Source organism: Microbacterium sp. Be9, assembly GCF_011754135.1.
Taxonomy (GTDB): domain Bacteria; phylum Actinomycetota; class Actinomycetes; order Actinomycetales; family Microbacteriaceae; genus Microbacterium; species Microbacterium maritypicum_A.
Genome location: NZ_WNWT01000002.1, coordinates 33,579 through 45,997, shown reverse-complemented (window position 1 = coordinate 45,997; position 12,419 = coordinate 33,579). Strand labels below are relative to the sequence as shown.

General features: G+C 70.4%; 15 protein-coding genes. All 15 read left to right on the top strand.

Annotated elements, in window-relative coordinates:
* Positions 1-48 precede the first annotated feature (48 nt).
* The 15 genes from GLO27_RS01315 (at position 49) to GLO27_RS01245 (ending at position 12,207) form a co-directional block, all read left to right on the top strand.
* A complete protein-coding gene (locus GLO27_RS01315) occupies positions 49-879 on the top strand; it encodes a flagellin (RefSeq protein WP_021198928.1) in 831 nt (276 codons plus the stop codon).
* 69 nt (positions 880-948) lie between these two features.
* Positions 949-2,337, top strand: coding sequence for a flagellar filament capping protein FliD (fliD, locus tag GLO27_RS01310; protein WP_167253255.1), 1,389 nt, complete (start codon positions 949-951; stop codon positions 2,335-2,337).
* 2 nt (positions 2,338-2,339) lie between these two features.
* Positions 2,340-2,726 carry a flagellar export chaperone FliS gene (gene fliS / locus GLO27_RS01305; RefSeq protein WP_167253253.1) on the top strand — a complete coding sequence of 129 codons (387 nt, stop codon included), beginning with the start codon at positions 2,340-2,342 and terminating at the stop codon, positions 2,724-2,726.
* Positions 2,723-3,019, top strand: a complete 297-nt coding sequence (locus GLO27_RS01300; protein WP_167253251.1) for a hypothetical protein — start codon at positions 2,723-2,725, stop codon at positions 3,017-3,019. The genes fliS and GLO27_RS01300 overlap by 4 nt, the downstream gene beginning before the upstream one ends.
* A 112-nt stretch (positions 3,020-3,131) precedes the next feature.
* Positions 3,132-3,473, top strand: coding sequence for a flagellar basal body protein (locus tag GLO27_RS01295; protein WP_021198932.1), 342 nt, complete (start codon positions 3,132-3,134; stop codon positions 3,471-3,473).
* Complete coding sequence (locus GLO27_RS01290; protein WP_021198933.1) at positions 3,470-3,862, top strand: flagellar basal body rod C-terminal domain-containing protein; 393 nt, start codon at positions 3,470-3,472, stop codon at positions 3,860-3,862. Before GLO27_RS01295 ends, GLO27_RS01290 begins: the two co-directional genes overlap by 4 nt.
* Positions 3,862-4,167, top strand: a complete 306-nt coding sequence (gene fliE, locus GLO27_RS01285; protein WP_029258621.1) for a flagellar hook-basal body complex protein FliE — start codon at positions 3,862-3,864, stop codon at positions 4,165-4,167. The genes GLO27_RS01290 and fliE overlap by 1 nt, the downstream gene beginning before the upstream one ends.
* Entirely contained in the window at positions 4,167-5,789 is a 1,623-nt protein-coding gene (fliF, locus tag GLO27_RS01280) for a flagellar basal-body MS-ring/collar protein FliF (protein WP_021198935.1), read from the top strand. The genes fliE and fliF overlap by 1 nt, the downstream gene beginning before the upstream one ends.
* Positions 5,786-6,790 (top strand): flagellar motor switch protein FliG, encoded by a 1,005-nt coding sequence (gene fliG, locus GLO27_RS01275; protein ID WP_029258622.1) that lies wholly within the window; start codon positions 5,786-5,788, stop codon positions 6,788-6,790. The genes fliF and fliG overlap by 4 nt, the downstream gene beginning before the upstream one ends.
* On the top strand, positions 6,780-7,385 hold the full coding sequence (locus GLO27_RS01270) for a FliH/SctL family protein (protein WP_167253249.1): 606 nt from the start codon (positions 6,780-6,782) through the stop codon (positions 7,383-7,385). The genes fliG and GLO27_RS01270 overlap by 11 nt, the downstream gene beginning before the upstream one ends.
* On the top strand, positions 7,382-8,677 hold the full coding sequence (locus GLO27_RS01265) for a FliI/YscN family ATPase (protein ID WP_167253247.1): 1,296 nt from the start codon (positions 7,382-7,384) through the stop codon (positions 8,675-8,677). Before GLO27_RS01270 ends, GLO27_RS01265 begins: the two co-directional genes overlap by 4 nt.
* Complete coding sequence (locus GLO27_RS01260; protein ID WP_021198939.1) at positions 8,674-9,102, top strand: hypothetical protein; 429 nt, start codon at positions 8,674-8,676, stop codon at positions 9,100-9,102. Before GLO27_RS01265 ends, GLO27_RS01260 begins: the two co-directional genes overlap by 4 nt.
* Positions 9,099-10,562, top strand: a complete 1,464-nt coding sequence (locus GLO27_RS01255) for a flagellar hook-length control protein FliK (protein ID WP_167253245.1) — start codon at positions 9,099-9,101, stop codon at positions 10,560-10,562. Before GLO27_RS01260 ends, GLO27_RS01255 begins: the two co-directional genes overlap by 4 nt.
* Positions 10,563-10,576: 14 nt before the next feature.
* Positions 10,577-11,020 (top strand): flagellar hook capping FlgD N-terminal domain-containing protein, encoded by a 444-nt coding sequence (locus GLO27_RS01250; RefSeq protein WP_021198940.1) that lies wholly within the window; start codon positions 10,577-10,579, stop codon positions 11,018-11,020.
* Positions 11,021-11,046: 26 nt separating this feature from the next.
* On the top strand, positions 11,047-12,207 hold the full coding sequence (locus GLO27_RS01245; RefSeq protein ID WP_029258627.1) for a flagellar hook protein FlgE: 1,161 nt from the start codon (positions 11,047-11,049) through the stop codon (positions 12,205-12,207).
* Positions 12,208-12,419: the final 212 nt, after the last annotated feature.

Sequence of the window (12,419 nt, the reverse complement as noted above, 5' to 3'; positions counted from 1 at the left end):
GACCACGGATGGTCTCCCGCACAACACCATTCACGGAGGAGAACCCTTATGGGTATGCAGATCAGCACGAACGTGTCGGCCCTCAACGCCTACCGCAACCTGTCCAACACCCAGAACGACCTGTCGAAGTCGCTCGAGAAGCTGTCCAGCGGCTTCCGCATCAACCGCGCGGCCGACGACGCTGCAGGCCTCGCGATCTCCGAGGGCCTGCGTTCGCAGGTCAACGGTCTGAACGTCGCGGCACGCAACGCCCAGGACGGCATCTCGGTCATCCAGACCGCGGAAGGCGCCCTGACCGAGGTCCACTCGATCCTGCAGCGCGTTCGCGACCTGACCGCTCAGGGTGCGAACGACTCGAACAACGCGAAGTCGCGCGACGCGATCCAGAAGGAGATCAACACCCTCGGTGATGAGCTCACCCGGATCGCCGGCAGCACGAACTTCAACGGCATCAAGCTGCTCTCGGGTGGCGACACGCTGACGTTCCAGGTCGGTGCGGGCTCCGTCGCCGCCGAGGACCAGATCTCGGTCGCCCTGACCGACTTCGCCACCCTCGGTGCCGACATCAAGACGCTCGCGGCGACCATGACGGACGCGGCGACGTACGGTACCGCACTGGCGGGCATCGACACGCAGATCCAGGCGGTCTCGACCGCACGTGCCGGCTACGGTGCGCTGCAGAACCGCTTCGAGTCGACCATCAACAGCCTCAACGTGTCGGCGGAGAACCTCGCCGCTGCCGAGAGCCGTATCCGCGACACCGACATGGCGTCCGAGATGGTCAAGTTCACGTCGAAGAACATCCTGTCCCAGGCAGGTACGGCGATGCTGGCCCAGGCCAACCAGGCCAACCAGGGCGTGCTCCAGCTCCTGCGCTGAACCATGCCATAGGGTCCGGGCGCCCACCGGCGCCCGGACCCTGTCCGCTCCCGACCTGGAAAGGCGACCATGTCCCTCTCGCTCGACGGCCTCGTCTCCGGCCTGAAGACCACCGAGGTCATCAAGGCGCTGATGGATGTCGCGGCCATCCCCCGTTCGCTGCTCAAGGCGAAGATGGATGACAAGAACGGCATCGTCACCCAGTTGCGGACACTGAACACCGCCGTGCAGAACCTCGCCACGGCGGCGGAGAAGGCCGCGACGCGCGACGGGCTGGCCCGCTTCACCACCACGTCGTCCTCTCCCACGGTCACCGTCGCCACCCGCGAGGGCGCGGCGCCGCTCGCGGCCGACATCGTCGTCGACAAGGTCGCCAAGAACCACACCATCGTCTCGGCCGCCTCCAACGGCTGGCCCGTCGACCCGCCCGTGATCACCCTCGAGAACGCGAAGGGCGAGCGCGTGCAGGTCACGGCCGACTCCTCGTCCATGCAGGATGTCGCGCGGGCCGTGAACGAAGCGGGCTTCGGCATCGTCGCCGCGGCCGTTCCCGCCGGACGCGACGCCGACGGCAACCCCATGCACCGCCTGCAGCTGCGTGCCGCCGATTCCGGGGAAGCCGGACAGTTCCGCGCCTATCGCGGAGACACAGCGGCGGTCGCTGCGGGCACCGCCTCCGACATCTCCACCGAAGCAGGAGCAGCCGTCATCGACGTCGGCGCCGATGCGCAGGTGCGGCTGTGGGCGGGCACCAGCGCCGAGCAGGTGTTGACGTCGTCGAGCAACACGTTCACCGACCTGTTCGACGGCGTCGACGTGACCGTCTCCGCCGTCTCCGCGGCCCCCGTCACCATCGGCGTCGCCGTCGACACCGCGGCACGCACCAAGGCGTCCGCCGACTTCATCGCCGCCGTCAAGGACATCCTGACCCGCATCGACAACGGCTCGAAGGCGACCGTCGCCGCCAAGCAGGGCGACAAGACCACACTGGGCGTCTTCACCGGCGACAGCGCGGTCCGAGGACTCCGCACGGCCCTCGCCGACGCGGTGCAGCACCCCGTGAACGGCGTCTCCCCGTCGTCTATCGGCATCTCGACCGACATGTACGGCGTGCTCAGCTTCGACGAGAAGAAGTTCGCCGAGGCGCTCGCGAAGGACCCCGACGCGGTCGCCGGGCTGTTCTCCGACATCGCCTCGCGGGTGCAGGACACCTCGAAGGTCTACTCCGACAAGTACGACGGCCTGCTCACCACGCGCATCACCGGCCAGGAGAGCGAGGTGAAGGGTCTCGGCGAGCAGATGGAACGCTGGGACGTCCGCCTCGCGCAGCGCAAGTCCACTCTCGAGCGCACCTACGCCCGCCTCGAGGTCATGCTGTCGCAGCTGCAGTCGCAGTCCTCGTACCTGTCGTCCCAGATCGCCGCCCTGCCGGGCTCGAGCTCGAACTCCGGGAAGTGAGCATGAACGCCGCCCTGCGCGCCCAGCAGCGCTACCGTGACGACGCCGTGCTGTCGGCACCGCCCGAGCGTCTCGTCACGATGCTCTACGACCGTCTCCTGCTCGACATCGAACGCGGAGAGGTCGCCCAGCGCGCCGAGGACTGGGAGGAGGCGAACGCCCAGCTGCAGCACGCGCAGGCGATCGTCTCGGAACTGTCCTCGTCGCTCACCGACGACTGGAACGGCAGTGCGGGTCTGCGCTCGCTGTACGTGTTCCTGTCGCAGACGCTCATCGGGGCCAACATCGGTCGCGATCCCGAGCGCACGCACGCCTGCCACGAGATCATCTCCCCCCTGCGCGACGCCTGGCACGAGGCCGCGCGCGCGGTGGCCGAGGCGCGGGCGTGAGCGTGGAAGAGTGGACCTCGCTGCTCGACCGACTCGAGCAGGAGGCCGAGCAGATCCTCGACGCCGCGCCCGGTGCCGCCGCCGAGGCCACCCTCGCCCCATGGACGCCCCCGCGCACGCCGCTTCCCGCTTCTCTCGCCGACCACGCCCGGCGGGTGATCGACCTCCAGCGCTCAGCGATGGACCGTGCCCGTTCCGACCTCGACGGCATGCGTCGGCATCTCGGCGCCGTGAGCCGCATCCCGAGCACGCGCCGTCCCGAAGAGCCCGCCTACCTCGACATCGACGGGTGAAACCGCTTCCTAACATCGCGGACGACCCTGCCGATAGAGCAGGGCGAGCACGGATGGCTCGCAAGACTCGGCCATGGATCGGCCATACCAGCCACACACGGGGAGCCGGTTCGTGTTCGATTCTGTGACCATCAACGCACTGACGAGTGCGCTCGACGGCCTCGCGCAGCGCCAGCGCGCGATCTCCGACAACATCGCCAACATCAACACCCCGAACTATCACGCCAAGCGCGTGCAGTTCGAAGAGGCGCTCGCCCGCTCGATCGATGCCGGCGACGGACGGGTCGGCGCGACGGTCGGCACCTCGCTCGAGCCCACGCGCCTGAACGGCAACAACGTCAACCTCGACACCGAAACCCTGTCCAGCATCGACACGATGCTGCGCTATCAGTTCGCGACGCAGGCCGTGAACGGATCGTTCACGTCGATGCGCACCGCGATGAGGACCTCATGACCTTCGACGCCATCGGCATCGCCGGCACCGGCCTGACCGTGCACCGCAAGTGGCTCGACGCCATCAGCGACAACATCGCCAATATCAACACCGCCGCCCCCAGCAACGGGGCGGCCTTCCGCGCCAGGTACATCCTCGCCCAGACGAGCGATCAGTCCCCGGGCGTATACGTGGCCGGAACCGCGCAGGGCAGCGCGCAGGGACGCCTCGTCCATCAGCCCGACCATCCCCTTGCGGACGCGGACGGCTACGTGCGCTACCCCGACATCGACCTGGGTGACCAGATGAGCCAGCTCATCCTCGCCCAGCGCGGCTACCAGGCGAGTGCGGCCATCGTCGACCGCGCACGCAACTCCTACGAATCCGCCCTCCAGATCGGACGCAGCTGATGGCCTCACTCCCCGGCATCGAAGCCATCTCCTCCGGTTTCACGCTCGCCCCGCCCGCCCCCGCGACGACCAAGGCCGCCGACGACACCGCCTTCGCGAGCAGCGTGACCGGGGCCATCGACGAGCTGCGTTCGCTGCAGTCCGAGTCCGACAAGCTCAAAGTCGCGGCCGTCACCGGCGACCTCGACGACATCCACTCCGCGATGATCGCGTCCTCGCGCGCATCCGTGACCCTCGAACTCGTCGCCGCCGTGCGCAACAAGGGTGTCGACGCGTTCAACGAGATCATGCGGATGCAAGCCTGATGCCCCAGGCCGTCACGAACGTGTTCCAGCGCATCGGACGCGTGATCGCGGGCTTCTCGCTCGCCCAGCGCACGATCGCCATCATCGGCGTCGCCGTGCTCGCCCTCGGCATCGTCGCGCTCTCCAGCTGGCTCAGCCGCCCGACGTACACGCCGCTGTTCTCCGGCATGAGCGCCTCCGACGCGAACGCCGTGGTCGAACAGCTGCGGTCGTCATCGGTGCCGTACGAACTCGCCGACGGAGGAGCGACCGTCCTCGTCCCCGAGAAGGACGTCTACGACCAGCGGCTCGCCGCCGCGTCGGCGGGGCTCCCCGGCACCAGCTCCGGCGGATACTCGCTGCTGGACAAGATGGGCGTCACGACGAGCGAGTTCCAGCAGTCGGTGACCTTCAAGCGGGCCATCGAGGGCGAGCTCGCCGCGACGATCTCCTCGATCAAGGGTGTGACCGCCGCATCGGTGCAGCTCGCGATCCCCGAGGAGAGCGTCTTCGTCTCGGAGACCGTCGATCCCACCGCCTCCGTCTTCGTGGAGACCTCCGGCAGCTCGACGCTGTCGCCGAAGCAGGTCGAGGCCATCGTGCACCTGACCTCTGCCGCGGTCAGCGGCATGAAGCCCGAGAACGTCGCCGTCGTGGACCAGAGCGGGCAGACCCTCTCCGCCGCGGGCGTCGGGACCACCGGCGGCATCGACCAGCAGGCCAGCGACTACGAGGCGCGGGTCACCGCGAACGTGCAGCAGATGCTCGACACCGTCGTCGGGCCCGGCAACGCCAAGGTGACCGTCGTCGCCGAGATCGATCACTCGGTCAACGAGCGCGTCGAAGAGACCTACACCCCGGCCGAGGGCGCTCCCCCGCTCACGGAGCAGACCAGGACCGACCGGCAGAACGGCTCGAGCTCGAACGCCGGCGTGCTCGGCCCCGACAACATCGCCGTCCCGTCCGCCGACGGCGACGGAACCTCCGAGTCCACCGAGACCTCGAAGACCAACGCCGTCAACAAGAGCACGCAGAGCACGTCCACTCCCGCCGGATCGCTGCTGCGCCAGTCGGTCTCGGTCGCGGTCGACGCGGGGGCGGGCGGTGACCTGAGCACCGCTCAGCTGAGCGACCTCGTCGAGAGCGCCGCCGGTATAGACACCGAGCGCGGAGACTCGATCGCGGTCGAGCTCGTCTCGTTCAACCAGACCAGCTCCGAAGCGGCGCAGGCCGCGCTCCAGGCCGCGAAGGACGCCGAGGGGGCCGCACGTCAGGCCGCGCTGCTGAACACGATCATCATCGCCGCCGCCATCGCCATCCCCCTGCTCGCCGGCCTCGCCGCCCTCATCATCCGTGCACGCCGACGCAGCAGCGCCGACACCGAGTTCGACCAGCTCTTCGGCGAGCGCCCGCCCGCGCTCACCGTCCTCGATGCCGGCGCCACCGCGGCGATCGACCAGGCGCCGACCACTCCGCTCGCCTTCCTCGAGACGACTCCCGACCCGGAGCCGGAGCCCGACCCGGAACCCGCGCAGGTCAGCCTCGAGCGCCGCCGCGCCGAGATCGACTCCCTCACCCGGCAGGACCCGAAGCGCACGGCCGACCTGCTGCGGACCCTCATCGACGACAGGCAGCAGGTATGACCGGACTGACCGACAGGCAGACGGCGGCGGTCGTGCTGATGAACCTCGATCGCGCGCAGGCGATCGAGGTGATGAAGCACCTCTCCGAATCCGAGGCGGAGGCGGTCGCCGCCGAGATCATCGACCTGCAGAACCTCGATGCGGCGACCACAGCGCAGGCTCTCGGACAGTTCCACCGGATCGCCTCGGGCCACCTGCCGCCCGCCCGTGGCGGCCGCGACATCGCCGCGGGACTGCTGGAGGCGACGTTCGGCGCCGAACGTGCCGCCGCCGTGCTCGGCAGAGTCGGTTCCTCCTCGATGACGTCGTCCTTCGAGTTCCTCGGATCCGCCGACCCCGCGCAGCTGGCGACCCTTCTGGACGGCGAGCTCCCGCAGACCGTCGCCCTGGTGCTCGCCCACCTGCCGACCGACCGCGCCGCCGCGGTGCTGGCCGCCCTTCCCGACCCCACCCGCACCGATGTCGCGCATGCGATCGCGACGATGGGAACCGCATCGCAGGAGGCCATCGCGATCGTGGCGGATGCGCTCAAGGCGCGGACCGGGACGTTCGCCGCACGCGACACCCCCGAAGTGCTCGGCGGTGTGGAACCGCTCGTCGAGATCATCGCCCGCTCCGGGGCGACGGTCGAGAAGGCCCTCCTGGCGAGCATCGAGGACAGGGACAGTGCCCTCGCGGAGGACATCCGCTCGCGCATGTTCACCTTCGCCGACATCGTCAAGCTCGACGACCGCGACACGCAGCGCGTGCTGCGGGGCATGGACATCCGCTCGCTCGCCCTCGCGCTGAAGGGTGCGCACCAGCCCATCGCCGACCTCATCCGGCGCAACGTCTCCGAACGGAACAGGGAGAACCTCGACGAGGAAGCCCGCACCCTCGGCCCGGTGCGCGTGTCGCAGGTGGAGGAGGCCAGAGCCGAGATCGTGCGCACGATCCGCGCGCTCGAGGCGGCCGGCGACATCACCGTGCAGCGCGCGGACGAGGACGAGTATGTCTACTGACGCCTTCTCTCCGGTGCTGTTCCCGCGTCTCGACGGACGCGGGAGCGGAGAGGAGCATGCCAGGGCGAAGACGCGCGGCTATGCCGACGGACACGCGGAAGGCTTTCGCGCCGGCCGCGCCGAGGCGGAGGCGGCACAGCGCGTGGCGGAGGAGGCATGGGCCGCCCGTGAGGCGGTCGAAGCCGGAGAGGTCGCGCGCGCGGTCGCCGTGCTCCACGCCGCCGCTCGGTCGCTGAACGAGCGCGAACGCGAACTGACCACGGCCGCGCAGGACCACGTGCTGCGGTGCGCGATCGAGCTCGCGGAGCTGATCGTCGCCGGTGAGCTCTCCGATGCCGGCGCCTCCGCCGCAGCCGCCGCGCGACGAGCCGTCAGCGGTGTCGACCCGTCGGAGATCCGCGAGGTGCGCCTGCACCCGGACGACCTCCGGACGCTTCGAGGATCGGCAGCCGAACCGGCCGGCATCGCGCTCATCGCCGACGACACGCTCGCCCGGGGTGACGCCATCGCGACCCTGCCCCACGGGCACATCGACGCCCGCGTCGCCCGTGCGCTCGAGCGCGCCCGCCGCGCCCTCGCCGAGGCCGGTGCATGAACGCCTGGGACGCGGTGCGCGAAGCGGTGCGACCGGAGCGGGTCGGCGAGGTCTCCCAGGTGCGCGGGCTGAGTGTGCAGGTGCGCGGACTCGAGGGAGCGGTCGGCGACGTCGTGACCCTCGACGGCATCGATGCCGAGGTCGTCGCGATCGGCGAGGGCGGACTACGATGCATGCCGCTCGCCCCCGTCGCCGGCCTCACGGTCGGCGCTCCGGCGCGCGCACGCGGAGGGGCGCTGCGTGTACCGACCGGTACCGCGCTGCTCGGACGGGTCCTCGACGGGCTGGGGCGCCCGATCGACGGGAAGGGGCCCCTGACCGGTGCCGTCCCCGTGAGCCTCGACCATGCTCCGCCCTCGATCATGGGGCGCGACCGGATCGACTCGCCTCTTCCCCTCGGCGTACGCGCGCTCGACACGCTCGTGAGCGTCGGACGCGGGCAGCGTGTCGGCCTCTTCGCCGGCTCCGGTGTGGGCAAGTCCTCGCTGCTGTCGATGATCGCGCGCGGCACCGAGGCGGAAGTCACCGTGATCGCCCTCGTCGGCGAGCGCGGTCGCGAGGTGCGCGAATTCATCGAAGACGATCTGGGACCCGACGGGCTCGCCCGCTCGGTCGTCGTCGTCTCGACCTCGGACCAGCCGGCCATGGCGCGCATCCGTGCGGCCTACACCGCCACGCGGATCGCCGAGGCGTTCCGCGACGACGGCGCCCACGCCATCCTGATGATGGACTCGCTCACCCGCGTGGCGATGGCGCAGCGGGAGATCGGCCTCTCGGCCGGGGAGCCTCCCGCCACCCGGGGCTATCCGCCTTCGACGTTCTCCCTCCTCGCCGGCCTGCTCGAGCGGGCGGGCACCGACACCCGCGGCTCGATCACCGGCATCTACACCGTGCTCGTCGACGGCGACGACCACAACGAGCCCATCGCCGACACCGTCCGGTCGATCCTCGACGGTCACGTGGTGCTCGATCGCGCCCTCGCTCTCTCCGGTCACCATCCCGCGATCGACGTGCTCGGCTCGGTGTCGCGGGTGGCCGGCAAGGTCACCGCTCCCGAACGCCGGGCGCAGGCGGCCACGCTGCGCGCCGTGCTCGCGGCGCGGCGGCGCGCGAACGATCTCATCGACATCGGCGCGTACCAGGCCGGGGCGGACGCCCGCATCGACGCGGCGATCGCCCACGAGAAGGCCATCAGCGCCTTCCTCACCCAGTCCCTCGACGAGACGAGCGAGATCGGCGAATCCTGGCGGCGGCTGGACGAACTCGTCACGGCGTTCGGAGGAGTCTCATGACGCGGTCCTTCTCCCTGGCCGGTCTGCTGCGCGTACGCGAGATCCAGGAGCGCGCGGCGGCTCAGCGGCTCTCGCGCGCCGTGATCGACGCCCAGCACACCGAGGCCCGCGACCGCTCGCTGCGCGCGCACCTGTCGGGCGTCGGGAGCGAGGCCGTCGACGTGCGCTCCCTCGCCGCCCTCGCTGCCGCCCGTGTGGCCGGCCGGACCCTGCTCGCCGACCTCGCGACGCTTTCGGAGCTGCAGGAGCAGACGGTCGATCAGGCACGGACCGAGCACGCGGACGCGCGACGAGCGATGCGCGGACTCGACAGGCTCGCCCAGGCGCACGCACTGCAGGTGCGGGCCGCCGAGCTGCACGCGGAGCAGGCCGAACTCGACGAGATCGGCGCGCGCGCCCAGACGGACAGGGAGGGCCAGGCATGACGTCTCTCGGCATCGTGGATCTGCTCGGCGCGCGGACGAATCGCGCATCGGGTACACCCGCCCATTCCCGGCAGGTCACGCCGGGAGCTGCGGCATTCGCCGACGTCATCCTGGATGCCTCGCGCGCCTCGACCGATGATGCTCTCGCCGGATCATCCGCCGCGTCGCCTGCCGCGTCGTCTGCCGACGGATCATCTGCCGGCGGATCATCGGCGGACGGTTCGGCGTCGGACGCGCCGATCCCGTCTCCCCCGGCTGTCCTCCCTGCGCCCACGCCGAGTCACCCGGCGTCTCCGGATGGTGCCGTGGTCGGCATCGCCGGCTCGGCGGCCCGAGCCCCCCTCGTGCCGGGGCCTGCGCCGGACGGCGCGGATCCGACGACGATCGCCGAGGGGACGATCGAGGACGAGGCCGGTGCCGCAGGGCTCGCCACGCACACCGGGTCGATCGGCGCTCCGGCTTCTCCGTCGGCGGCTCCGGCAGCGGTCCCCGCGAACGCAGAGACCCGCATGCTCGCGTCGTCGCAGAGTTCCACTCCCGGACCCACGGCCGCTCCTGTTCCGGGAGGCGTCGCGCCTGCGGTGACGGCCGCGATCGGCACGGCCGGCCACGCAGCGCCGTCGGCGAGCCCGGCTCTCCCGACCGTCCCCCGCATCAGCGTCGGTGGGAATCCGACCCCGACCGTCCTCGACGGTCCCGGAGCCCCGATCCCGACAACCCGGACAGGAACGTCGGAGACGTCCGCGACCGTCGGCGACAGCTTCCCGGATGCCGCGACATCCGCTGCTGCGGCGACCTCGACTCCCGTCGCTACGGCGTCTCCCTCGCCGACAGCCACGCCGACAGCGACGCCGGGTGACGCGGCCCTCCCTCCCGTGGGCACCACGCCCGCCCCTGCGCCCGTGACCTCCGTGGCGGCTCCGGTCGCGGTCCCCAGCGCCCGGCCCGCGCTGCTCCCGCAGATCGCCGCGCCCGTGGTGTCGCTCGCCCAGGCTCCGGACGGCGACCACAGCCTCACCCTGACGGTGTCGCCCGAGAACCTCGGTCCCGTGACCGTGCGGGCGCACATCTCCGGCGGTGCCATCCACATCGAGCTGCACGCGCCGAACGACCTCGGCAGAGAGGCGCTCCGTGCGATCCTCATCGACCTGCGCCGCGACCTGGCCGCTGCGGCACCGCACGCCTCGCTCCTGCTGTCGAGCGCGGACGACGGCGCGGCGTCGTCGAACCCGCAGCATTCCGCCCCGGGCAACGGCACCGGTTCCGGGAGCAACGGCGGTTCCGGGAACGGCGCCACCGGGACTCACGGCGGCCAGCCGGGAACCGGCACGGGTCGCGACGCGAATGCCCTGCCCACCACGCCCGACGGCGCTCTGCCGACTGATCCGTCGTCACCCGCAGGCCCCGCCTCTCCCCCGTCCCTCATCGCGCCGCACGGCGGCATCGACGTCTTCGCCTGATCCGAGAGGAACCCATGACCACGGTCGACCCCATCTCCGGCACCATCCCGCCCTCCGGCGTGCAGACGGGCAGCACCACGCCCCCGACGGAGCGCAAGAAGACTCTCGACTCCGAGGTGTTCCTGAAGCTGCTGGTCACACAGCTCACGAACCAGGATCCGAGTTCGCCCATGAACACCAACGAGATGATCTCGCAGACCACGCAGCTGGCCTCGATGGAGCAGTTGACCGCGCTCACGGCGACCTCGACCGAGAGCTTCGCGCTCAGCATGCGCCAGACCGCAGCCGCTCTGATCGGCCATGAAGCGCAGTACGTCGATGAGAAGGGTGTCACACAGAAGGGCATCGTCACCTCGGTGTCCTACGCCGGCGCCGTGCCCCTCGTCACCATCGGCGACGCCTCCATCCCGCTTGACGCCGTCTCCGGCGTCGCCCTCGCTCCCCGTTCGCAGTCCTGACCAGTCCCTTCCAGAAAGGCATCACCATGCTCCGCTCTCTGTTCGCCGGAATCTCGGGTCTGCGTTCGCACCAGACCATGCTCGACGTCACCGGCAACAACATCGCCAACGTCAACACGACCGGATTCAAGGCCTCGGCCGTGCAGTTCCAGGACTCGCTCTCGCAGCTCGTGCGCAACTCGATGATGCCGCAGCAGGCCGCCGGCGGTCAGAACCCCGCCCAGGTCGGTCTCGGCGTGCAGGTCGCCGGCATCAGCACGAACTTCGCCTCCGGGGCTCCGCAGCCCACCGGCGTGCCGACCAACCTCATGATCGCCGGCGACGGGTTCTTCGTCGTGCGCTCGGGCGGCGAGACCCTGTACACCCGCAACGGCGGCTTCTCGTTCGACGCGAGCGGCAAGCTGGTCTCGGCCGACGGCGCACTCGTGCAGGGCTGGACGGCCCAGAACGGCGTGATCGTGCCCGGTCAGGGCATCGGCGACATCCGTCTCCCGGTCGGAGCGCTGAGCCCCGCAACGGCCACCACCACCGCCCGCGTCACCGGCAACCTGCCCTCCGGTGCGGCCGTCGGCGAGCAGCTGGTGCGCGACATCAAGACCTACGACGCCGAGGGCACGGCCACGTCGCTCCGCCTCACCTTCACCCGCACCGCCACGGGATGGAACGTCACCGAGCCTGGCGGCACCAACACCGCCCTCACGTTCACCGACGGCAAGCAGCCGGCGGCCTCCTCCATCGTCTCCGGCGGTGTCACGGTCGACCTCTCGGCGGTCACCGGGTTCGCCGACGTCAGCGATGTCGCGATCAAGGAGCAGAACGGCAAGCCGGCCGGCACCCTGAGCTCGTACGCGCTGATGAACGACGGCAGCCTCGTCGGCACATTCAGCAACGGCGACACCGAGGTGCTCGCCCGCGTCGCACTGGCAGGGTTCGTCAACCCGGGCGGACTCGAGAAGGCCGGATCCTCCCAGTACCGCCCGAGCGGGAACTCCGGAGAGCCGACGCTCGGTCAGGCCGGCACCGACGGGCTCGGCGGCATCATCAGCGGCGCGCTCGAGATGTCGAACGTCGACCTGTCGCAGGAGTTCACCAACCTGATCGTCGCGCAGCGCGGCTTCCAGGCGAACGCCCGCATCATCACCACCAGCGACGAGGTGCTGCAGGAGCTCACGAACCTCAAGCGCTGACGCCGCCCTCGCACATCGCGTCTGCGTCGTCGCTGTCACCCGCTGCGGGTGAGAGCGACGACGCAGACCCTGGACCGCAGATGTGCGCTTACATAGAATCCTCAGGACATGACCACGTGGGCTCCGGCGTCGCACCACATCTGATCCGCTCATGCGGCATCGGCAGCCTGTACTCCTTCGTTGCCCTCGCGGCTTCCCCACGAAACGAGCAC